The 22,847-nt window shown below is 61.0% G+C and carries 19 protein-coding genes; 9 read left to right on the forward strand and 10 right to left on the reverse strand.

Annotation, left to right across the window (positions count from 1 at the left end; genetic code table 11):
- Window positions 1-49 precede the first annotated feature (49 nt).
- From ASD02_RS05860 to ASD02_RS05870, 3 genes are all read left to right on the forward strand, one after another.
- Window positions 50-1,003: a HupE/UreJ family protein gene (locus tag ASD02_RS05860; RefSeq protein ID WP_244494179.1), complete on the forward strand. Its 954-nt coding sequence runs from the start codon at window positions 50-52 to the stop codon at window positions 1,001-1,003.
- Between the two features lie 83 nt (window positions 1,004-1,086).
- Complete coding sequence (locus tag ASD02_RS05865; protein WP_057220318.1) at window positions 1,087-3,021, forward strand: DUF3604 domain-containing protein; 1,935 nt, start codon at window positions 1,087-1,089, stop codon at window positions 3,019-3,021.
- 229 nt (window positions 3,022-3,250) lie between these two features.
- The gene (locus ASD02_RS05870) at window positions 3,251-3,799 is read left to right on the forward strand and encodes a GNAT family N-acetyltransferase (RefSeq protein ID WP_057220319.1); all 549 of its coding nucleotides are present in this window, start codon (window positions 3,251-3,253) and stop codon (window positions 3,797-3,799) included.
- Between the two features lie 106 nt (window positions 3,800-3,905).
- On the opposite strand, the gene ASD02_RS05875 is transcribed toward ASD02_RS05870, so the two are convergent.
- The 6 genes from ASD02_RS05875 to ASD02_RS05900 form a co-directional block, all read right to left on the reverse strand.
- Window positions 3,906-5,624 (reverse strand): dihydroxyacetone kinase family protein, encoded by a 1,719-nt coding sequence (locus tag ASD02_RS05875; RefSeq protein ID WP_057220320.1) that lies wholly within the window; start codon window positions 5,622-5,624, stop codon window positions 3,906-3,908.
- A 13-nt stretch (window positions 5,625-5,637) separates the two neighbouring features.
- Complete coding sequence (locus tag ASD02_RS05880) at window positions 5,638-6,576, reverse strand: sugar phosphate isomerase/epimerase family protein (protein WP_057218896.1); 939 nt, start codon at window positions 6,574-6,576, stop codon at window positions 5,638-5,640.
- A gap of 41 nt (window positions 6,577-6,617) precedes the next feature.
- Window positions 6,618-8,156: a tripartite tricarboxylate transporter permease gene (locus ASD02_RS05885; RefSeq protein ID WP_057218898.1), complete on the reverse strand. Its 1,539-nt coding sequence runs from the start codon at window positions 8,154-8,156 to the stop codon at window positions 6,618-6,620.
- 34 nt (window positions 8,157-8,190) lie between these two features.
- Window positions 8,191-8,691 carry a tripartite tricarboxylate transporter TctB family protein gene (locus tag ASD02_RS05890; protein ID WP_057218900.1) on the reverse strand — a complete coding sequence of 167 codons (501 nt, stop codon included), beginning with the start codon at window positions 8,689-8,691 and terminating at the stop codon, window positions 8,191-8,193.
- A gap of 98 nt (window positions 8,692-8,789) precedes the next feature.
- Complete coding sequence (locus ASD02_RS05895; protein WP_057218902.1) at window positions 8,790-9,776, reverse strand: tripartite tricarboxylate transporter substrate binding protein; 987 nt, start codon at window positions 9,774-9,776, stop codon at window positions 8,790-8,792.
- 74 nt (window positions 9,777-9,850) lie between these two features.
- On the reverse strand, window positions 9,851-10,894 hold the full coding sequence (locus tag ASD02_RS05900; protein ID WP_057218905.1) for a 4-hydroxythreonine-4-phosphate dehydrogenase PdxA: 1,044 nt from the start codon (window positions 10,892-10,894) through the stop codon (window positions 9,851-9,853).
- 204 nt (window positions 10,895-11,098) lie between these two features.
- Here ASD02_RS05900 and ASD02_RS05905 point away from each other — a divergent pair, with 204 nt between their 5' ends.
- The 6 genes from ASD02_RS05905 (at window position 11,099) to ASD02_RS05925 (ending at window position 19,180) form a co-directional block, all read left to right on the forward strand.
- Window positions 11,099-11,785 (forward strand): GntR family transcriptional regulator, encoded by a 687-nt coding sequence (locus ASD02_RS05905; protein WP_057219261.1) that lies wholly within the window; start codon window positions 11,099-11,101, stop codon window positions 11,783-11,785.
- Between the two features lie 212 nt (window positions 11,786-11,997).
- Window positions 11,998-12,321, forward strand: a complete 324-nt coding sequence (locus tag ASD02_RS05910; protein WP_225906417.1) for a hypothetical protein — start codon at window positions 11,998-12,000, stop codon at window positions 12,319-12,321.
- Window positions 12,321-13,130, forward strand: a complete 810-nt coding sequence (locus tag ASD02_RS05915) for a hypothetical protein (RefSeq protein WP_057218911.1) — start codon at window positions 12,321-12,323, stop codon at window positions 13,128-13,130. Before ASD02_RS05910 ends, ASD02_RS05915 begins: the two co-directional genes overlap by 1 nt.
- Window positions 13,114-13,380 (forward strand): hypothetical protein, encoded by a 267-nt coding sequence (locus ASD02_RS37975; RefSeq protein ID WP_156408143.1) that lies wholly within the window; start codon window positions 13,114-13,116, stop codon window positions 13,378-13,380. The genes ASD02_RS05915 and ASD02_RS37975 overlap by 17 nt, the downstream gene beginning before the upstream one ends.
- Before the next feature lie 167 nt (window positions 13,381-13,547).
- Window positions 13,548-17,174, forward strand: a complete 3,627-nt coding sequence (locus ASD02_RS05920) for a FecR domain-containing protein (protein ID WP_234907810.1) — start codon at window positions 13,548-13,550, stop codon at window positions 17,172-17,174.
- A 53-nt stretch (window positions 17,175-17,227) separates the two neighbouring features.
- Entirely contained in the window at window positions 17,228-19,180 is a 1,953-nt protein-coding gene (locus ASD02_RS05925) for a CHASE2 domain-containing protein (protein ID WP_057218916.1), read from the forward strand.
- 22 nt (window positions 19,181-19,202) lie between these two features.
- Here the strand turns inward: ASD02_RS05925 and ASD02_RS05930 are convergent, their stop codons facing one another.
- From ASD02_RS05930 to ASD02_RS05945, 4 genes are read right to left on the reverse strand one after another with little or no spacing between them, the layout of a single operon-like run.
- Entirely contained in the window at window positions 19,203-19,919 is a 717-nt protein-coding gene (locus tag ASD02_RS05930; RefSeq protein ID WP_057220321.1) for an ABC transporter ATP-binding protein, read from the reverse strand.
- Window positions 19,900-20,664, reverse strand: a complete 765-nt coding sequence (locus ASD02_RS05935) for an ABC transporter ATP-binding protein (RefSeq protein WP_057219263.1) — start codon at window positions 20,662-20,664, stop codon at window positions 19,900-19,902. Before ASD02_RS05935 ends, ASD02_RS05930 begins: the two co-directional genes overlap by 20 nt.
- The gene (locus ASD02_RS05940; RefSeq protein WP_113568333.1) at window positions 20,664-21,668 is read right to left on the reverse strand and encodes a branched-chain amino acid ABC transporter permease; all 1,005 of its coding nucleotides are present in this window, start codon (window positions 21,666-21,668) and stop codon (window positions 20,664-20,666) included. The genes ASD02_RS05935 and ASD02_RS05940 overlap by 1 nt, the downstream gene beginning before the upstream one ends.
- The gene (locus ASD02_RS05945) at window positions 21,665-22,531 is read right to left on the reverse strand and encodes a branched-chain amino acid ABC transporter permease (protein ID WP_057218920.1); all 867 of its coding nucleotides are present in this window, start codon (window positions 22,529-22,531) and stop codon (window positions 21,665-21,667) included. The genes ASD02_RS05940 and ASD02_RS05945 overlap by 4 nt, the downstream gene beginning before the upstream one ends.
- Window positions 22,532-22,847 lie beyond the last annotated feature (316 nt).

Raw genomic sequence — 22,847 nt, forward strand, 5'->3', positions numbered from 1 at the left:
TTGCTCCGCAGCCAGGTTGATTTGGCTGGTTGCACTTACGGTGGCTGCCATGCTGTTCTCGGAGGTCGCCTTCGCCCATGAAGTACGCCCCGCCTACCTCAGCATCCGGGAAGAAGCGCCGAACGAGTTGCGCGTGCTCTTCAAGACGCCCATGCAGGGCGATGCGCGGCTGGCGCTGAAAGCCTTGTTTTCCGGCAAGATCGAGATGATGACCCCGCTCGTCTCGCATCCGACCGGCGATGCGATGATACAGACCTGGCGCATCCGAACCCTGGAGCCGCTCGCCGGCCAGACGGTGCTGATCGACGGGTTGCAGAACACCATGACCGACGCCCTGGTCCACCTGGTGCTTGCCAATGGCAACACCTGGACGGCTCGGCTGACACCCGGCACGCCATCTGCGCTGATACCCGCATCGCAAAGCACCTGGGGCGTCTTTACCACCTATGTTCGTCAGGGCATCGAGCACATCGCGTTTGGCTTCGATCACCTGCTCTTCGTCGCCGCTCTGATACTGATCGTGCGCGACTGGCGCAGGCTGGTGAAGGCGGTTACCGCCTTCACCGTTGCTCACTCGATCACGTTGACCTGCGCGACGCTCGGCTGGGTGACACTACCATCGCGACCAGTCGAGGCGATGATCGCCATCAGCATCGTCATGGTGGCGGCAGAGATCGTGCGCATGGAGCGTGGCCAGACCAGCCTTGCGATCACCAGTCCATGGATGGTGGCCTTCGCCTTCGGGCTGCTGCATGGTTTCGGTTTCGCTGGCGCGCTTGTCGAAATCGGCTTGCCGCAAGGCGACATTCCGCCGGCATTGGTGGCGTTTAATTTCGGGGTCGAACTTGGGCAACTGGCGTTCATCGGAGCATTGCTGACGCTGGCGCATGTTGTCCGTCGCTTTGCCGCAATGCCGCGCGGGGCAGCCGTTGCCTCGGCGTATGCAATCGGGATTGTCGCGGCATTTTGGTGCGTCCAGCGGCTTGACGCCATGTTCCTGTAGGGCAGCGCAAGCAGTGAAGTTCTTACAGTTCGTTGAGTAGGAAAGATGAGAGCGAGAAGTTAACCGTCGATCGGGAGGATGTCATGCGCGTTTTGATGCCTTTGGCCGGATTGGCCTTGGTTGCGACCACGGCGTTTGGTTACCCCACACTGGCACAGGAAACCATAGATAAGGGGACGCTCGATCCCAATATGGTCGACACACTCTTCCCGAAGCCGGGGTATTCGCCTTACGCCGGCAATAGGTTCCCGTCCCGTCCGCTGTTTGGCGATACGCACCTGCACACGTCTCAGTCGTTCGACGCCATCGCCTTCGGCAACTCCCTCGGACCGGAGGAAGCCTATCGCTTCGCACGCGGCGAGGAAGTCATCTCCTCGACCGGTCAGCATGCACGATTGAGCCGCCCGCTTGATTTTCTGGTCGTGTCCGATCACGCCGAGAACATGGGCACGCTGGGCGAAATCAAGACCGGAAACCCGACCTTGATGAATGATCCTGAACTGAAACGCTGGAACCAGATGATGGCAGCCGGCGGTGACCAGGCGATGAACGTCTACTACGAAATCATGGCGAGCGTCGGCGGTGGAGGCAAGCCTTTGCCGGCTGCGCTTCGTTCGGACGACCTGACGCGGTCGGTATGGCAAAAGAACGTCCAGGCTGCGGATAAATACAACGATCCCGGCACGTTTACTGCATTGATCGGCTATGAATGGTCATCCAACACCGGCGGCAACAACTTGCATCGGGTGGTCGTCTTCCGCGACGGCGCGGAAAAGACAGAGCCGATCCTGCCATTCTCGTCCTTGCAGAGCGACAATCCGGAAGACCTATGGAAGGCTCTCCAAAACTACGCGACGAAGACCGGCGGCAGCGTGCTCGCCATCCCTCATAACGGCAATCTGTCGAACGGCCTGATGTTCCCGTTGATCAATCCCGTCGGAGGAAAGCCTATCACCGCGGAGTCTGCGCGCACCCGGGCAAGCCTTGAGCCGCTGATGGAAGTTACCCAGATGAAAGGCGACGGGGAGACGCATCCTACTCTGTCGCCGACTGACGAGTTCGCCAACTTCGAGCGGTGGGATATGGGCAACCTCGACCTGAGTGCGGCGAAAACTCCTGATATGCTGCAGTTCGAGTATGCGCGCTCGGCCCTCAAGAACGGCCTGAAACTCGAGAAAGAGCTTGGCGTGAACCCGTACAAATATGGATTGATCGGATCGACGGATTCCCACACGTCGCTCGCCGCGGTCGAAGAGAACAACTTCTTTGGCAAACTCCCTGCGGCAGAGCCGAGCGCCGGCCGCGCGACACACCCAATCGCCAAGTTCGGCGACAAGGAGGTCATGGGCTGGGAAGTCGTTTCGAGCGGCTATGCTGCCGTCTGGGCGATGGAGAACACGCGTGAAGCCATCTTCGACGCAATGAAGCGTAAGGAGGTCTACGCCACCACTGGGCCGCGGATGCTGGTTCGGCTGTTTGGCGGATGGGAGTTCGCCGAGGCGGACGCCAAGACGCGAAGCCCGGCAGCGGTCGGATACGCCAAGGGTGTTCCGATGGGAGGCGACCTGCCGCCCGCGCCCGCAGGGAAAAAGGCTCCTACGTTTCTGGTGGCTGCACTGAAGGACCCGATCGGCGCGAACCTCGACCGCTATCAGATCGTCAAGGGCTGGATGGATGCGACGGGGCAATTGCACGAGCAAGTCTATGACGCCGCATGGTCCGGAGAACGTAAGCCTGGCGCTGACGGCAAGCTGCCGCCTGTGGGAAACACGGTTGACGTCGCCGACGCCACCTGGACCAATACCATCGGCGCGCCAGAATTGATCTCGGTCTGGACCGACCCCGCCTTCGACCCGGCCCAGCGCGCCTTCTACTACGCTAGAGTGCTAGAAATTCCGACGCCGCGCTGGACGGCCTACGACGCGAAGCACTTCGGCGTCACCATGCCGTCCGAAGTGCCAATGACGTCGCAGGAGCGGGCTTACACGTCGCCGATCTGGTACAATCCTGCGGGCTAGGCGAGAAGGTTGATACGCGCCCCGCGCGCAACGACTAGCAAAGACTGGCCTTTGCTACGGACATCAGCGAAGTTAGGTAGCAAATGCCACCACCGACCACGATGCGGCGTTGGCCGCTTTGCGCCAACACCGGTCATTGATTGCCAAAGTCTCGATCTGGTTTTAGCCTCAAGAAGCCCCACGTCTGTGACCATCTTAGAACTACGATTCTGAATCTATGGATATTTTTATGACTGAGAAATATCGACTACCCGAGACGTTCAACACCGAACGCTTCTTTGTCCGAAAGGCCCAGGCATCTGATGCGGCGTCGGTTTTCGAAGGCTGGGCCACTGACGTGGACGTTACTCGCTACCTGGTCTGGAGGCCCCACTCCGACATTTCGCAGACTACCGCTTTTCTGGAGCAAGCGGAGCGAGAGTGGGATGCCGGGACAAGTTTTCCATCTCTGATTGCCCTGCGTACAGCGCCAGAGCAGATCATTGGAACGGTGGAGCCGCGCGTAGCTTCCGGGCGGGTATCATACGGCTGGATCGTTCGCCGGGACCACTGGGGACAGGGGGTTGCCACAGAGGTTGTTAGCTGGTTGTTGGAACATGCTCTCGCGCACCCAACTATATTTCGAACAGAGGCGACTTGTGACGTCGTCAACATCGCGTCGTCGCGCGTGATGGAGAAGGCTGGCATGGCCCGTGAAGCTGTTCTGCGCCGCTATCTTCTTCATCCAAACGTCTCGAATGAAGCAAGAGACGCGTTGCTGTATTCTAAGGTCCGCTGACGGCGAACGACCGGTTTGGGCCAGGCGCAAGACCAAGACAACAAAAAGGGCGCGGTTGGGAGGACCCGCGCCCTTTTTTTTGCGAGGAGTGGACCGGACGGCGTTATCAGGCGTCGACGGCTTCCTTCAGAAAGTCGGCGGCAACGCGAGCTGTCAGCGCCAGCGACACCGCGCCTGCATCCGGATGGCCGATGCTCTTTTCCGCAAGCGGCCGCGCGCGGCCGAGTTTCGGCGTCAGGCTGGACGTGGCGTCAGCCGCATCGCTGGCAGCCTTGGCCGCCGCCTCCCAAGCCTTGTTCAACGACTTCAGTTTTTCAAATTCCCGCTCCAACGTGTCGACGAACGGCACGAGGGCGTCGACCAAGGTCTTGTCGCCGACGCGGGCGCGTCCGAGACGGGTGACGCCGTCGAGCGCGAGCCGCGCACCTTCTATGATGGCCGCATCCGCAGGCTTGTCGTCGTCGGAAAATGCGTTGCTCCAGGAGCGAAGAAGCAGGCCCCAGATTGCGCCCGACGTGCCGCCCGCGCGATCGGCCCAGGCATCGCCCGCCGTTGCCAGCACACTGGCAGCGCCTGCCCCAGCCGCTACCGCAGAGTTCGCGGCCTCCTGGGCCGCCGCAGAGCCCCGGCGCATCCCCTGGCCATGGTCGCCGTCGCCGGCAAAGGCGTCGATACGGCCGAGTTCGTCTTCAGCTTGCTTCAGGGCATCGGCAACCTTGCCGATCAACCGGGCAATGCACTTACCACTTTCCCTGGAGGCCTGCGACGCAGGCGCGAAGGTCGCGGGACCATCCTCATCGGAAATCGTATCGGTCGCCGGCTCCGCGTTGATGATCGCGCCCTTGCGCAGCACCGGTGCATCGCATGGCGCACGCCAGTAGGATTCAAGCTCTTCGTCGAGCCAGAGCAGTGACAGCGAGCAGCCCTGCATGTCCAGGCTGGTGACGAACTCGCCGCATTCCGGATCGACGATTTCGAGGCCAGCCGCCTTCAATTCCTGTTCGACGGCGACCCAAAGAACGAAAAGCTCTTCGTACTTGGTCGAGCCCAGTCCGTTCAGCACCGGCGCGACCTTTGCCGTCCCGGCCGGACGTTCGGCCAGCAGTTTGCCGACAAGCAATTTCGCAAGCTCGGTTGCCGTTACGACCTTTTCTTCGCTGATGCCCGGCTCGCCGTGAATGCCAAGACCGAGCGCCATTTCGCCCTTCGGAACCGTGAAGAGCGGACGGTTCGCGCCCGGCAGGGTGCAGCCGCCGAAAGCGACCCCGAAGGAGACGGTGCGATCATTGGCAAGGCGGCTGACGCGCTCGACCTCGTCCAGCGACAGACCGGCTTCGGCCGCAGCGCCTGCAATCTTGAAGACCACGAGATCGCCGGCGATGCCGCGGCGCTTAGGCGCCGTTTCAGCGGCAGCGCTGGCAACATCGTCAGTCACCGGCACGATGCGCACGTCGATGCCTTCGGCCCGAAGGCGTTCGGCGGCAACGCCGAAATTCAGCACGTCCCCGGCATAGTTTCCGAAACCGAGGAGAACGCCGCCGCCCTGGTCGGCATGACGGCAGACACGCGCGACGGCAGCGGTCGACGGCGAGGCAAAGACGTCACCGGCGACGGCAGCATCAGCCATGCCTGGGCCGACATAACCTGCAAAGGCCGGATAATGGCCGGAGCCACCACCGATAACGACGGCGACCTTGCCCTTCGGCACCTTGGTCGAGCGCACGACGCCGCCCTTCACCAGGCGGACATTGCGGGCATAGATGGAGCTGAAGCCGGCGAGCGCGGTTACGGCGAAATCTTCCGGTGCGTCAAAGATCGTGGTCATCGCTACTTGTTCCTTAGTCGCGAGGCAGAATGCGCCTCAGATAGTCCCGATTGGTTGCGCTGACGGAAAGGCCATCGCCACCGTAATGCTCGCAGAGGAACGGGCTCTGGAACCCGTGCGAAAGCGCCATGCGAATGGCGGAACGGTAGTTGATCACGCCGAACTCCAGCGGGGCTGGATGGGTCACGATCAGCCCCGAAGTTTCGTCCTCGGTGCGGTTGTAGTTCTTGACGTGCCAGTATTTGGCAAAGGGTGCAACCTTCGCCATCATTTCCTGCCAGTGCTCGACTGGACGATGCAGGCGGATCAGGTTGCCGAGGTCGGCGTTGATGCCGACATTCGCAAGACCGACGTCGGTAACGAAGCGCACCGCGCTATCGGCGGAACCTATGTACGTGTCTTCATACATCTCGAGCGCCAGCTCGATGCCGAGTTCTTCGGCATGGCGGCCGAGCTCGCGGATGCGCGAGACACCCTTCTGCCAGATGGCTGCGTCATCAGGGTTCTTGACGCCATCGACTGTCCAGAACCACAGCGCCTTCTTCTGCGCATCGGTCAACGGACCGAAGAACCCGAAGGAGACCGAACCTGCCCCGATCGCCGCAGCCGTATCGATGACCCGATGACCATAGGCGAGATACTCGTCGCCATGAACCGGATCGATGACGCTGCGACGCGCAGTCGAGATCCCCGGCATCGTCAGGCCGAGATCACGCGTCAATGCGACGAAGCTCTCGAGCCGAGCCGGTGACAAATCGGCAAGACGGATCCAGCTGTCGGTCGGGTCGAGCTCAGTGAAGCCGGCATCGACGACGTCATCGAGTGTCAGTGCCCATTCCTCGACCGACTGGTCCTGAACCGAGCGGCCATCCGCCAGGATGTTCGGATACTGGATCATGGCGGCCGCGATAGGCCAGGTGTCACGGTTCCATTTGCGCGGCGCGTTTGCCATGGCGTTTCCCCAATTTTTTGAAGTTTGGTGCGGCGGCTCCGTCAAGCCGCCGCGCTACCGTCGCCCTGCGATGTTGCATCATCGCCCTTGCGCTTGCGAACCAGGCCGATCAGTCCGAAGACGACAGGCGACAGCAGCATTGCCAGGCCAAGCGCCATCAACGACGAAACCAGCGCATTTGACCAGAAGATATTCAGCGATCCGCTCGACAGAAGCATCGACTGGCGGAAGGCATCCTCGGCCTTGTCGCCGAGCACCATGGCGAGAACCAGGGGCGCCAGCGGATAATCGAGCTTCTTGAAGACGTAGCCCAGCACGCCGAAGCCGATGACCATGAAGATATCGGAGACGGAATTGGCCACCTGATAGGCACCGGAGAAGATGACCGCGACGATGATCGGGCCAATGATCGAGAACGGTACGCGCAGGATCGAGGCGTAGAGCGGCACGGTGGCGAGCACCAGGATGACGGCGACGACGTTGCCGAGATACATCGAGGCAATCAGACCCCAAACGAAATCGGGCCGGTCGGTAAACAGCATCGGACCGGGCGTGAGGCCCCAGATCATCAGGCCGCCCATCATGACGGCAGCCGTGGCCGAACCGGGAACGCCGAGCGCCAGCATCGGTAACAGTGCCGAAGTGCCGGCCGAATGGTCGGCGGTCTCCGGTGCTACGATGCCGCGCGGGTCGCCCTTGCCGAACTTCGACCTGTCGCGCGCCGAACGACGGGCGACGCCATAGCTCATGAAGGAGGCTGCGGTCGGCCCGGCGGGCGTGATGCCCATCCAAATGCCGATGATGGTCGAGCGCGCGATCGTCAGCCAGTAGCGCGGGATCTCGACGAGGGTGCGGCCGATTTCGGCGAGCCTGACACGCGCCTTGATGCCTTCGAAGCGCAGGCCCTCTTCCGTCGTCAGCAACAGTTCGCCGATGCCGAAGAGACCCATGACGGCGATCAGGAAGCTGACGCCCTTGATCAGGGTCGGGATGTCGAAGGTCAGGCGCAGATCGCCGGAGATTGTATCCATGCCGACGGATGCGAGCGCAAAACCAACCATCATCGACACGAGCGTCTTGAACGGCGATTGCGCCCCCATCGAGATGAAACTTGCAAAGGCGAGGAAGTAGACCGCGAAATATTCAGGCGAGGAAAAGCGCAGCGCGAAATTCGCAACCCAGCCCGACAGCAGCGTGATCATCACCACGCCAGCAAGGGCACCGATGCCGGCCGAGACGAAGGCCAGCGTCAAGGCGCGGCTCGCCTGCCCTGCCTTGGCCATCGGGTAGCCGTCGAACGTTGTCGCGACCGACGAGGGTTCACCTGGAATGTTGAACAGGATGGATGTCGTCGAGCCGCCAAACAGCGCCCCCCAATACATGCAGGAGAGCAGGATGATGGCGGAGATCGGATCCATGGAGAAGGTCAGCGGCAACAGCAGCGATACGCCGTTGGGCGCGCCGAGGCCGGGCAGAACACCGACGAGAATGCCGAGCGTGACGCCGACCATCATCAGCAGGATATGATTCCAGCTGAGGATGTGGCCGAAGCCATCGATCAGAAGACCGATATTTTCCATGTCATTCCTCCCGGGGAAACTTTAGCGGTTGGGATCAATAGATCCCGAACCAGGCCTCGACCGGTCCCTTCAAAAGCGGAACCTTGAAGCCGATCTCGAATACGATGAAGAAGAAGAGCGAAACGGCAACGCCGGCCGGCAGTGCGATCCACCACTTGTAACGCCCCTGGAAGAGCATCGCGCCGGCGATATAAAGTGCGGTCCCGACATAGAGCCCGAGCCAAGCGGAGACGCCGGCAAAGGCGACAAGAGGCAAGAGGAATGAGGCAACGACGCGGGCGCGGGCACCGTCGATGAAGATATCGCCCGTGCCGCGATGCTTCACGAATGCACCGATCGCATTCGCAACGCTTCCCAGAATGATCAGAACGCCGATGTAGAAGGGAAAATAGCCGGCCTCGGGGCCGAAATCGCTCCACCCGGCGCCGACATCGGAGGCGCCATAGCAGACGGCTGCGCCAAAGATACCAGTCAACGCGGCAACGCCAAGCTCCACCGCGAAGCGGGAAAGCCCATTCGCACTGTTCTCACTCATGATCGTGACCTTTCAAACCGGTTGACGGGCGCTCCCCTTAGCGCGTCATGCTTGACGCGCGGCGCTGTCGAGGCGCCCGTCCCGATATATCGCCTGATTTAGTTGGCGAGCCAGCCTTCGCGCTTCAGAACTTCGCCGACTGCGGCGCCGTCCATCTCGATGGCGGCCTTGAAATCGTCGCCAGCGATGTAAGCGGGAGACTGCGAGGTATCGGCAAGATACTTCGCCCACTCCGGCGTTTCGGAAACCTTGCGCATCAGGTCCGCATAGAACTTGACGGCATCGGGTTCCACGCCAGCCGGCAGCCAGACGGTGCGCGGCATGGAGTAGTTGTCGATGGCAATGCCCGTCTCCTTGCAGGTCGGGATGTCGCTCCAGCCCTTGTCGCCAGCAACCTTGGCGTCGTTCGTCAGCTTGACGCTCTTGAAGACGCACAGCGGCTTGACCATGCCGGCCTGCCACTGGCCGAGGTTTTCACTCGGGTTGTTGACGTTGGCGTCGAGGTGTTCGCCGGCGAGCTGAACAGCGGCTTCACCGCCGCTCTTGAACGGGATGTAGTTGATGGTCGCGCCGGTCGCGTCGTTGATCATCGAGGTGAGGATCTGGTCGACGTCCTTCGACTGGCTTCCGCCGATCTTCAGTCCACCTTCCTTGGCCTTGGCGGCGAAGTCGGCAGCCGTTGCGTAAGACGCCTTGCCATTGACCCAGAGAATGAATTCGTCGGAAGCAAGCGCTGCAACAGGCGTCAGGTCCTCAGCCTTGTAAGGCACCTTGGCGCGGACCGGCAGCAGGTAGGCATTGTTGGTGCCGAATGCCAGCTTGTACGCGTCGCCCTTGTTGGTCGCCGTGTAGACGAAACCTTCGGCGCCGCCGGCGCTGCCCTTGTTGGTGACGACAACAGGCGCCTTCATCAGTTCGTACTTGCCGATGATCGCCTGGATCGTGCGCGCGAAGATGTCCGTGCCGCCGCCCGGGCCAGCCGTGACGACGAATTCAACCGGACGGTCGGGCTCGAAAGCCAACGCCGGAGCGGCAACGCCGAATGCGGCTGCCATAACGCATGCGATAGAAACGGATTTCTTCATATCTAGTCCTCCCGTTGAGTGAGATGCGGCGCAAGACCTCCTCCTGCGCCGGTAGTGGTTGAAAACGTGCGAATTCAGGCAGCAGCCGAAAGGGCAGCCTTTTTCTTCGCCATGCGAACGGCGAGCAGAAGCGCCTCGCGGCTTGCGCCGACATCGGCAATGCCCTTGCCGGCAATGTCATAGGCCGTGCCGTGGGCTGGGGTGCAGAGCGGGAACGGCAGGCCGCCCATCATCGTCACACCCTTGTCGAAGCCCATGAGCTTCATCGCGATCTGACCCTGATCGTGATACATCGTCAGGACGGCATTGAAGCCTTCCTTGAGTGCACGCACGAAAACGGTGTCGGCCGGGAACGGGCCATCGACGTTGTAGCCGAGCGCCCTGGCCTTCTCGACCGCCGGCTCGATGATGTCGATCTCTTCCATGCCGAAGCTGCCGCCGTCGCCGGCATGCGGGTTGAGGCCTGCAATCGCGATCTTCGCCGCTTCGTAACCGGCCTCCTTGAGGCAGACCTGGGTCAGCTCGACCTCGGCGAGAATGCCTTCGACCGAAAGGTTGTCCGCCACGTCCTTGAGCGGAATGTGCGAGGTGACACGCGCATTCCAGACCTTCTCGAGGACGTTGAATTCGCGAACCTTGCCAGTGAAGCCGAGCACGTCGGCAACGAAACGGATCTCGTCGTCATAGCCGGGATAGGCAAAGCGCATGGCCTTCTTGTTGAAGGGCGTGAAGCACACGGCCTCGGCCTTGCCGGCGTGGGCAAGCTCCAGCGCCGTGCGGAAGTTGCGCGTTGCAAACGTGCCGCCGGCGAGCGTCGCCTCGCCGCGATCGACGTCTGCCGGATCAAGATGACCGAGGTCGACGAATACGTGACGGGCGGTACCGGCCTTGTCGAGATCCTCAAGCGTCGAGGGCTCGAGATCGAGCGTCAGACCGGCAGCCTTGGCGCCTTCGTCCAGAATGCGGCGATCGCCGATCGTGATGATGTGTGCGGCCTCGCGAATATCGGGAAGGGCCAGCAGCCGCGCTGTCAGCTCGGGGCTGATGCCGGCGGGATCGCCCATGGCAAGCGCGATGACAGGACGCGCGCCGTTACCGGCAGCACCATTGGTCGTCATGTGAGATGTCCTCCACTTCATGCTTTTCGCAGGCTGTCATACGTTATTCAAAATTCTGCATCAAGTCTTTTGTATTCTGTATGCAGCATTTTCTGTTGACGATGACGAGCCCTGTCTCCATGCTTCAATCAGACAGTGCTGATTCAATCGGCACGCACGGGGAACGGATGGCCAGCACGCGGCCACAAGCGCAGAAGCAAAATGATGAACGAAATCATACCACTGGAGAGACGCGCCGACGGTGGCCCCGGCCCGATCAAGCGAACGGCTCTGCATGACACGCTTGTCAGTCATCTGCGCGACATGATCATCGAAGGTGATTTGTCACCCGGCACGCGCCTGCATGAGGGCCAGCTCGGCGAGCAGCTCGGTGTCTCGCGCACGCCCTTGCGCGAAGCCATCAAGTATCTGGCGAGCGAGGGGCTGGTCGAGCTCGTACCGAGCCGCGGCGCCGTCGTGAAACGCTTCAGCGCCAAGGACGTGCACGACATGCTGACCGTCTTGCAGACGCTGGAGGAACTTGCGGGCAAGCTCGCCTGTGAAGCGGCAAGCGACGCCGGCATTGCCGAAGTCCGCGCCCTACATGACGAAATGGTCCGTCGCTACAAGGTCGGCGACCGGCTGCAATACTACAAGCTCAACCAGCAGATTCATTCGGCGATCGTCCAGCTCGCCGAAAATGCGGCGCTCGCCGACATGCACAGCGTCTTGCAGACACGGCTGAAGCGCATCCGCTTCATCGGCCACGAAGGCCCGGAAAAATGGGCGGCCGCGGTTGCCGAGCACGATGAGATGATCGTCGCGCTCGAAGCCCGCGACAAAGCCAAGCTATCCGAAGTGCTCGGCCGCCACCTGATGAACGCCTGGGAGCGCGTACGCGCTTCGGTTTGAAGAAGCGTCGCAGTCGCGTTCTAAGCGAGCGGGCTCTTTCTTGCCCGGGGTCCTATTCTCAGGATCGACCCCAATATATTGAGCGGCCCCACGCTATTCGTCGCCCCATGTAAGCGGCGCCGGGATGACATGTTCGCGATCCAACTTGATGCGTATCCCGGATACGCATATATTGGCGAGAAAGGGGATCGGCGATGGCGTCTCGAGACAGAATGAAAAGGTACCGTGAGCGTGGTGGTGCAGCTGACCTCGTTCGAGTAGAAGTGCTGGTGCCGCGCGATAGACGCAATGATATTGTCAGCGCCGCCGCAGGCATGCGCGAAGATCACAGAAACCGTAAGGATCGTTTAGCGGAATATCTCAGTCTGGCGGCCGAGCGTTATGGCTTGCGAATATTCGACAATATCGACATCGAGAGGCTCGATGATGTCCCAAGTCGGTCACGGGTCGTAGCGAATGCGCTCATCGAAAGAGGCGACGCCCGAGCCTTTGCGATGGGAAGGAAGATGTTGTCCATACTTGACGGTGGTCACTAATGGCTCTGACCGTGCTTCAACGCAACATCATGGCGTCCATCGCCAGAAACCGCTCCGAGAGCAGCTATATGGCGGGCGGTGTGGTTCTCAACATGAACTGGCCGCGTGTGTCGGATGACATTGATATTTTCCATGATAGCGACTCGGAGATCGGTTCCGCGGCGCAGAGAGATATCGAAACGCTCAAGAACGATGGGTTTCTCGTTACTATCGACGTCAACGTATACGGCTGCGTTGAAGCGCAGGTGTTTCGCGATGGCGACAGCACGCTAATCCAATGGATGAGCGAGACCAAGTCTCGCTTCTTTCCTCTCATCCGAGATCAAGAGTGGGGCGCGCGGCTCAACCCAGCGGATCTTGCTGTCAACAAGGTCATCGCAGCCTCCACCCGAACCAAAGCCCGCGACTATATCGACCTTCTGACGATTGATTCAAATCTCTGCCCGCTTGGAGCAATCGTAATGGCGGCGTCAGGCAAGCCGCCCAACTATTCACCGGTGCGCAGCATCGATGAAATCCGCAGAAAGGGACTTTCCATTCGCGGAGAGGATTATTCGTCGATACGTGGTCTGCCCGCTGGCTGGACCGCCGCCAGCATAAGGGAGAACCTCGTCGCGATGCTAGACCGTGCAGAAAGTTACGTGCGTAACGCACCCTTGGATCTGGTCGGTATCCTCGTTGTCGATGAAAACGGCATTCCCGCAGAAACGTATCGTCTCGATGTAAGCGGCCTCGTCTACAGAAGGGCGACCTCCGAGTCTGAAGTGGTGCCGGATCTGCCAGAAGTGTCGCTTGGATGGGACAGATAGGCGCAGTGATCGTCAGCCTGAGTGCCGCAAGGACTCGAAGCTCGCAATCGCGCTGCTGGAAGCAAGCATTGCATGTGCCACCAAAGCAGTCGGCATGATTACCTCCGTCCTCGCCTCTTATGTGCTTCTCAAACCTTATGAGAAGCCAACAGGACCACAGCGTTTTACGCTTTCTCTCCACGGCAGAGACAGCTCGGTCGCGCTCAAACCTTCAGGCTGCAAAAACAGTGCTCAATCGAAGCAGTTCTGAAGTTAGCAACCAGTTTCGAACAAGAACCCTGTCGCTTTGATACTACACCGCCATCGGAAAACATCGCGTAACATTAGAATCGCATTGACTTTTAACATGGACGAAATTCACTAGTTTCGAGGCAATCGGGACAGGGAATTGGAATGGGGCGGCCAAATTCTCAAATAATGCTTGTGGCAGCAGCTGTGCTTGCTTCAAGCAACGTATTGGCTGAGCCCGTTCCTCGTCCGACCCCCGTCGCAGGCTCCGTCATCGCGCGCAGATCCGGCGAGGAAGTACGCTTCGTCGACGTTTCCAACTGGCGTTTTGTCGATCTCGCTCAAGATCTTCTTTCCGGCGACGTATTGCGCACCAACGCGACCGGTGCGCTTGCCGTTCTTTTTTCCGACCGAACCCAGATACGGCTCGGACGAAACACAGCGCTGCGCGTCAAGAAGATGGCAACCGCCGGCGACACACAACTGGAGCTTCAGACCGGTACGATTTGGGCCCGCGCCGAACGCGGCGGTCAGGGGCTTGCTGTCGATACCCCGGCAGCGACAGCCGCTGTGCGGGGAACCGACTGGACACTGACCGTTGGCGCCGACGGCAAGACGTCTCTGATCGTACTTGAGGGCATGGTCGAACTTAGTAATGCGCTTGGCAGCGTGACCGTCAGCCAAGGCGAAGGTGCGGTGGCCGCAATCGGCCAGGCTCCATCCAAGATCGTGATCGTCACGCCGAGGGATCGCGAGCAAATGCTGTTCCATCTCTCTTTGCGTGATTCGTTCATCTGGATGCCGGCATCTCCCTTACGTGTACCGGACATGCGCAATGAGCGAGAACGGATAGAGGCGGAGCCCCCGCCGTCAAGATCTGCCGAAGACTGGCTCGCGCTGTCAGAGATCTACATGTCTCTGAACGGTCGTCAGAAAGCGAAGGTCGCATTGACCGAGGCGCGTGGACGTCGGCTTGGCCGAACGCAGCAAGCACGTGCCGACCTCGTCGAGGCGTTGATCGCGGGTGCTGAGAACCGCTATAACGACGCGGCAAAGCTCTTTTCGCGTGCGGCACGCGGTCTGGACACCAAGCGGCGCGCGATAGCTGCCTATGGCGGCTACTTCGCTCGTGCGCTTGCCAACCCCGACCACGCTGAAGCACCGCCGCGCGATGCAGCGGGTGCCTATGGAGCGCTTGCCCGGGCCTGGACCAACGGGTTTCGCAACGACATCCGTTCTGCGATCGATACCCTCAAGCAAGCAGAGCGCCAGTTTCCTGACGACCCGACATTGCCCGCCGCCCGGGCGCAGTTCGCCCTGCTGCTGGATGACCGCGAGGAAGTCCGTGATGGTATCGAAAGGGCGCTGGCGATCGACCCGGAGGACCCGACCGCGCTGCAAGCCCGCTCCGATTACCGCTTTCACATCGAGAACGATCTCGATGGAGCTTTGGCAGACCTCGAGCAAGGCCTCAAGACAGCGCCCGGCTCATCGTCCATCTGGAACTCCCTCGGGCTAGTCCAGGGCGAGCGCGGCGACAATCGCGCTGCAGAGAATGCCTTCAAGCGTGCAATCGCGCTCGATCCGCAGGACCCGGTCTCACATGCCAATCTCGCTATCCTCTACCTTGTCGAAAACCGCATGGTTGAGGCGAAGAGCGAAATCGATACCGCGCTTGCCGCCGACCCGTCCTTCGATGTGACACTGGTGGCGCGCGGGCGTTATCACATGCAAACCGGCGAATTGGACAGGGCCGTCGAAGACCTGCTCGCAGGGTCTACCGCCAATCCCGCCTACTCCGGCGCCCAATTGCTGCTGGCTGGTGCTTACTACGAGAAGGGTGATCGCATCCCCGCCGCCCAGGCGCTCGATAACGCCGAGCGGCTAGACCCCAACGATCCTGTTGTCATGCAGATGCGCACCGCGATCGCCATCGACGACTATGATTCAGACGCCGCAATTCGTTATGCCCAGGAGCTGATGCGCCTCACCCGGGCGCGCGGTGGCGAGACAGCCGCGCTTGGCGCCAATCAGGATGCCGGCTCCACGCTCAACGACGCGTTTCGCCTGCAGGGACTCAATGCCTGGGGACAATACTACGGCGACGCCGTTTTTGATCCCTTTACCGGTTCGAGCTATGTCGACCAGGCTGTGCGCGGCAGCGTCAATCCGCTCTTCAACACCTATGATTTCGATGGCAGCCCTGTCGTCAACACCGCCAATCCACAAAGTTTCTCGGCCTTCTTTCAGGGCCTGCTGATAGAGCCGCACATGCTGGCGAGCCGTGAACGCACAGCCAACATCCTGCAACGGCCATTCTTCGAGGCCGCGCTCGGCGGTGGCATGATCGCTGACAAGGACGATCAAGGCTGGATCGGCGAGGCGGAACTGCGGGGTCTTACGTTTTCGCCTTTCCCGATCAGCGTCTACGGCAATGTCCAGTGGGAAGAGCCGCGAGATACAATCGATCTCGAACAGGATCTGCAACTCGATCGAGAAATGCGCCTGCTCGGCGGCAACGGTTATCTGACGGCGACGCCGACGCCAGACGACAGAATCATTGCCTATGCCAACTACGGCAAGTTCGATGACAGCCGTAGCATATTTGATATACCGGATCCTCGCGCAGCGCCGTTCAATCTGGACACAATAAACGACGACACGTCATCACGCCTGCTTTCCGGTATAGCGTGGAGCCACACCTTCGGTTACCGCAATGTCGCGAACGTTGCGTTTTTCTTCAGCGATCAGAAAACTGTCGAAAGCGAGAGGTTGGCGCTTTCCAGTACGAACCTGCCACCACCGGTCACGGCCCGCAACGAGCAACAGCAAACAACCTATGTCGCTGCAGTAAATCATCTTATTGGCGATGGCGCGATGACCTGGCGCTATGGTGTCGAGGCGGGAAAGGTCCGATCCAAGAATGCTGCCGACCTTCTGCTAACGGACCCTACAGGTCTGACACCCCCGGTATCGTTTTCGAGTTCGATTTCCGCGACCCAATCGGTGGCAAAGGCCTACATCGATGGCATCTACGAGATCACGCCGGACCTGAAAGTCGAGGGCGCACTCTTTGCGCGCTACATCGAAGACGTCAACGACGACGATATTCGCTTGGAGCCGAAGCTTGGCATCGCCTGGGCGCCGGCGGAGGGCCATTGGCTGAGGGCGGCAGCGATGCGTGACGGCTTGAACTTCGACGTGGCCACGCTCGCCCCTATCGGCGTCGTCGCCCTGCAGCCCAATCAACTGCGTTTCGGTGCCGAGGGGTATACAGACACGCTGGCGTTTCGTTGGGACGCGGAATGGCAGGACTGGCTGTTCACTGCCCTCGATTACCAACACCAGGAGGTGCGCGAGCTATCGCTCGACCTACCGCTCTCCACGTTGAGCCTCGACTACGCCAAGGTCGGGCTTGACCGCGTGGCTGCAACCGCGAACTTTGCGCTCGGTCACGGCTTTGGCCTTTCGACGACGGCCGCTCATACGAATGCCGATGTTAGAGACGACCCAGGCAATCCCACCGACGATTTGCTTTTCGTCCCGGAAAACACCGGTCAAGTGGCGCTGACCTGGGTAAGCACCGCTAATGTGAAGGCAACGATCGCCGCCAACTATGTCGGCACGCGCCCGGCCGACGGTAAGACGCTCGACGATTTCTGGACGCTCGACGCAACACTGGAATGGGAACCTTTCGACAAGCAGGTCGAGGTCAATCTGGCAGCGTTCAATCTGCTTGACGAAGAGTTCGAACTGAGCAACGGCCTACCCGGTTGGGGGCCGACGTTCAAGGGCACGGTCAAAGTGCGGTTCTGATGGCGGATCGCGACTCATCTCACCTATCGGCAGGCGTCACTGGTCAACAAGAGATGCGCCGCCCACTTGAACGCCGCATCAAGCTTCTGGCGCTTGCCGCCTTCGTCACCGCTGCGCTCGGCCTTGCCTCGGGCACCGGCGCCTGGGCGCTCAACGAGCTGCGAAGTTTCGACTATCTCTCGACCATCGGCCGTATGCCACTTCCACCAAACGGGCCGGTGATCGTGGCCATCGACGAACCGTCGATGGCCGAGATCGGTCGGCAATGGCCATGGCCACGCTCGCTGCATGCCACGCTGGTCGAGGCGCTGCGCAAGGCTGGCGCCAAGGCAATTGGTATCGACGTCATCTTTGCCGAACCTTCGTCCGACGAGGCGAACGATCACCGTCTTGCAACTGCTATGGGGCCGGATGTGGTTCTCGCCGGCGATCAGTCGCTGCTCGAAAGTCCACAAGCCGACCAGTTCATCCGTACCGAACCTCTCGCGGTCTTCACGGGAAAAGGCGCCCGAACCGGCATAGCCTCAGTCGACCTCGGCGGCGACGGCACTCTGCGCGAGATCCCGTCCTATCACGACGGTTTCGCTGCCGTGCTGGCTGAAGTTGCTGGAACGCGCTTAACGCCGCCGCCCCAGTCGGCGCTGATCCAGACCTTCGGTCCAGCACGCACCTACCCCACAGTCTCCTACTACCAGGCGCTCGCTCCTGAAAGCTTCCTGCCGGAAGGCACGTTTCGTGACCGCGTTGTCGTTGTCGGCTTGAGCTTGCAGAACGCGCCCTCGATCAACGATGGCGGAGCGGACGCCTTCGCCTCCTCCGACACCGTTCATTCGAACAGACTGGTGTCAGGGGTGGAGATGCAGGCGACGATCTACGACAACCTCGCAAACGATCTCTTCATCGACCGGGCACCTCGGTCCGCCGTCATCGCGGCAATCGCGGCGGCGGCTGTCCTCGCCGCATTATCGGTTCTGCGCATGACCGGGTGGCGCACGCTTGCATACACCGTCGCCGCGCTTACGTCGATCGTGGTATTGAGCTATGCCCTCATGCGTTTCGGCCAAGTTTTCCTGTCACCGATTGGGCCGGGCCTCGCCTTTGCCTTTGTGGCTGCTGGTCAGACGGGGCTGGACTATGCAGAAGAGCGGCGGCGGCGGCGCGAAATCACGCGCGCCTTCTCGCAATATCTGTCACCCGCACTGGTCGAACGTTTGGCGCGCGATCCGTCACATCTGAAGCTCGGTGGCGAGCGGCGTATGCTGTCTATCCTCTTTTGCGATATCCGGGGCTTTACCACTATCGCTGAGCAGATGAAGGACGACCCTGAGGGCCTGACAACGCTCGTCAACCGGCTGCTGACGCCACTGTCGGAGGCCGTGCTGAAACAGGGCGGCACCATTGATAAATATATTGGCGACTGCCTGATGGCGTTCTGGAATGCGCCACTTGACGATCCGGATCACGCTGCGCACGCCGTGCAGGCAGCGCTCGACATGCTTGCCGCGCTAGATGAAGTCAATGAGGAACTCAAGGCGGAGGCCAAGAAAGAGCAAAGTCCGCTTCAAACCCTGAGGATCGGCATCGGCATCAACACCGGCGAATGCATCGTCGGCAATATGGGCTCAGTCCGACGCTTCGACTATTCAGCACTCGGAGACGCGGTCAATCTCGCCTCACGTCTCGAAACCACGTCCAAGGACTATGGTATTTCCCTGCTTCTCGGAGAAAGCACGGCGGCACTCGTCGAAAACATCTTCCCGATCGCCGAGCTTGACCGGATCAGCGTCAAGGGACGGACGGCGGTGTCGCCTGTATTCACGGTCGCAGTCGGCGTCCATAAAGATGCACTCATACGGCATCGCGCATTCCTTGAAGCCAAGTATGACGGCAAGCTGAAGGCGCGCGACGTGATCTTCGATAAACTAAAAAGTGCCTTGCCGCCTCTCGCGCGCTACTACGAGCGCGAAAGAAGCAAACTCAATATGTCACGGTCGAAGAAAACGTGAAGCCAGCATGGGGGCTACCGGTTCAATGAAGACCGCCGACGCCAAGCAATCGCTCGACGGCGTCGTGATCGCTTGAAAGCGCCTGCGGCGTGCCCGTCCAGGCAATGCGTCCGCGCTCCAGCACGATGACCTGATCGGCGAAATCGAGCGCGCTCTGGATGCGCTGCTCGACCAGTACGATGGTCATGTCGCCGGTCTTGGCGAGTTCGGCAAAGGCCCTCATCAGTTCCTCGCAGATCACCGGGGCAAGCCCCTCGAGGGGCTCATCCAGCAGCAGGACCGACGGACGACCGAGGATCGAGCGCGCCGTTGACAGCATCTGCTGCTCGCCGCCGGAAAGCTGGCTGCCGAGGTTCCGCCGCCGCTCGTGAAGCCGCGGGAACATGTCGTAAGCCTCCTGCAGTGCGGTCTTCGGCCGGTCCTTGAGACCGACGAACAGGTTTTCCTCGACGGTCAGGGTCGGAAACACGCAACGCGCCTGTGGCACGAAGCCTAAGCCCTTGCGAGCGCGTGACGCGCTTGGCAGTGCTGTCACGTCAGCATCACCCATGCGAATGCGCCCGTCATAGCGTTTCGTCTGGCCGGCAAGCGTCGCCAGCAGCGTGGTCTTGCCCATGCCGTTGCGGCCGAGAACGGCCAGGCGCGCGCCCGCTGGAACCGAGAACGAAATACCTTCGAGCACCCGCGTCGGCCCATAACCGGCGGACAGGTTTTCCACCTCAAGCGGCGTGGCTGGCATTGGCATAGCTCCCCAGATAGGCTTCTCGCACCCGCGGATCCTGGGTGACATCAGACGGCGAACCGTCAAAGATAATGGCGCCAGCCGCGAGGACAACGACGCGCTTGGCAAAGCGGAAGACCAGATCCATGTCATGCTCGATCATCAGCACGGCGAGATCCGCCGGTAGATCGGCGAGCGCCTGCTCGATGCGACCGGTGTCGCTCTGCGGCACGCCGGCTGCCGGCTCGTCGAGCAGAAGAACCTTCGGCTTCAAGGCAAGCGCCACGGCGATTTCAAGCAGGCGCTGCTGGCCATAGGCGATCTCACTGACCTTGCGATGCATCAGTTCGCGAAGCCCGAGCTTGCCAAGCAGTTGCCCGACTTCATCCATCACATCAGGCATCGAGAGAAAATTGCCGAACAGACGACCGGAGCGGCCGTCGCGCTGCAGGACGGCGAGCGCCACATGCTCGGCCGGCGTCATGTCGAGAAACAGGCGCGTGACCTGGAAGGAGCGCACCAGCCCTCTCCTCACCCGGCCGATGGCATCGATACGGGTGACCGTCTCGCCGCCGAGGCGAACCTCGCCAGAATCAGGAACAAGGTTGCCCGTGACCAGATTGACGAACGTCGTCTTGCCGGCGCCGTTCGGGCCGATCAGCGCCACGCGGTCGCCCGGCGCCATACTGAGACTTACGTCATTGGTCACTGCCAGGCCGCCAAAGGCACGCTTGAGGTTTCGAACTTCAAAGATTGGCTGCATCATTTTGCCTCCCGGCGGCGGGCAACGAAGGCGGCTGCCGTTCCGTAGAGCCCCTTCGGCGCGAAGAGGACGACGGCGATCAGCAGGGCGCCGACCATCGTCAGCCAGTGGAACGGATTGGCGGCGGAAACGACGTCTTCGAAGAACATGAAGACAATGGTGCCCGTGAGCGCGCCGAAGAGCGAACCAGTTCCACCGAGAACAAGCATCACCAGGCTTTCGGCCGACATGGTGAAGGAGAGGCTGTCGAGACCGACCACCTGCGTCGAGATGGCGTTGAGCGCACCGCCGACACCGGCGACGGCCCCGGAGATGACATACATCTTCATCAGCGCGCCCTTCGGCGATGCCCCCATGGAGCGGATGCGGATCGGGTCTTCCTTGATGGCGCGACACAGCATGCCGAACGGCGAGCGCACGATCAGCCGCAGGACGGCGAAGACAAGCACTAGCAGCACGACGCCGAAGACGTAAGCCGTGCGTCCCCACAGGTCAAACTCGTAAAGACCGAGCAAAGCGCTCGGCGCGATGCCGGACAGGCCATCACTGCCGCCGGTCCAGGACGACGCCTTGTTGGCGAACTCATGGAAGAGGTGGATGAGGGCGATCGACAGCACCAGTTGCGGAAGACCGTGTGCACGCAGGATCACCGCTCCGCAGATGAGGCCGGCAACGGCGCCGGCGGCAATGCCGAAGGCGAGCATCGCGAAGGGATCATTGATGCCGTAATGCGCTGAGACAATCCCCGCGGCATAGGCACCGGCGCCGAACAGCGCCGCGTGTCCGAGCGTCGCCACCCCGCAATAGCCGGTGACGAGGTCAAGCGAGAGCACCAACAGCGCGATGGCGATGATGCGCGTCAGCAGCGCCAGATTGTTGGGAAACAGGAAGTAGCCGACAATAGCGAGCGCCAGAATGACGCCGAGACCGATCAGGTCGCCGCCGCCGAAGCGGCGCTTGCCCGCTGTCCGTGCAATCAGGTCGTTGGTGGTGGTCATGGTCATCCCTTGGCTCTCCCGGCAAGTCCGCGCGGGAAGACGCAGATGATCGCGATGACGGCCAGATAGAAGAAGAATTCGCCGAACTCGGGCATCAGGTAACGGCCGGTCGTGTCGATGCCGCCGAGCAGCAAACAGGCGACAAGCGCGCCGGGGATCGAGCCCGCACCGCCGACCGACACGACGACCAGGAAGGTCACCATGTAGCGCAGCGCATAATAGGGTTCGACCGGCAGAAGTTCGGCACCGACAACACCGCCGAAGGCGGCAAGACCAACGGCAACCGCGAAACTCACGGCATAGACGATCTCGGTGCGCACGCCGAGTGCAGCGGCCATGGCGGCATTGTCGACCGAGGCCCGCAGCTTGACGCCGAACGCCGTCCTTTCAATCGCGTACCAGAGGGCGATGGCTACGGCGAGGCCGCAAAGGATCGCAAAGAGCCGATGCGTGGCGATCGCGCGGAAACCGAGATCGAAAGAGCCCTGCAGTTGCCCCGGCAGCGGCACGGTCTTCAGCGTCGGCCCGAAGACATAGTTGGCGATACCGATGATGCAGAAGGTGATGCCGATCGTCATCAGCACCTGGGTCAGTTCCGGCGCCCCATAGATGCGACGATAGAGCAGACGCTCGATCGGGATGGCGATCACGATCGTGCCGAAGACGGCAAGCACGATGGCAAATCCATAGGCAAGGCCGAGGTCGCGCGCCGCATAGGAGGCGATGTAACCGCCGATCATGGCAAATGCGCCATGCGCAAGGTTGACGACGCGCATCAGCCCCATGGTGACGGAAAGCCCGATGGAGATGACGAAGAGCACCATGCCATAAGCAAGGGCATCGATCGCGATGCTGAAGACTGTTTGCATGGGGCTATCCGATGCCTTTCGTTATCACTGACGGCTGAGGGGCGGGACGAGACGAACCCATCCCCGGCAAACAGCCGCACGCGCGTGGTTCGTTTCCGCCTTCAACGGAGGCACCGAAACGCTCCATCTTTCCATTTCAGGTATTCCCGGATGGAAAAACGCATCGCGCCTTTCCTGGAAATGCGTCCCTATCTTATGCATTCCCTTTACGGAAAGCCGCTTCGCACTTTTCCTGGAAATGCTTTGGAACGCCCGGCTCGCTCAATTCGCCGGACGCCGGTATTTTGCGGCCAATGCGGGCGGGGCTCAATCAGCA

It is taken from the genome of Ensifer sp. Root1252, assembly GCF_001425885.1.
Taxonomy (GTDB): domain Bacteria; phylum Pseudomonadota; class Alphaproteobacteria; order Rhizobiales; family Rhizobiaceae; genus Ensifer; species Ensifer canadensis.